General features: G+C 73.3%; 1 protein-coding gene. It reads right to left on the bottom strand.

Annotation, left to right across the window (positions count from 1 at the left end):
- A partial coding sequence (locus AC0IVP_RS22030) for a hypothetical protein (protein ID WP_471759295.1) occupies positions 1–247 on the bottom strand: 247 nt, incomplete at both ends.

The following is a 247-nucleotide window of genomic DNA, read 5'->3' as shown; positions in this document are numbered from 1 at the left end:
GCTGCCGGGGGTGGTGCCCGGGGTGGTGCCGGGCGTGGTGCCGGGGTCGGCGGGGCTCAGGGTGACCGCGGGGTCGAAGAACGTGAGCGTGGTCGTGACACCGCCGGGCAGGGAGAAGAACCCGTCGTCCATCGGGGTGGCCTCACCCAGGTCCGGGGAGGTCCGCAGGTCGCGGACCCGATCGACCTCCGTGTAGGAGGTCGTCTCCCCGTAGACGAGGCGGTCGGCCGGGAGTGGGAGCTGAAGG

This window comes from Klenkia sp. AC732 (assembly GCF_979256525.1).
This window is presented reverse-complemented; position numbering and strand designations above follow the sequence as displayed.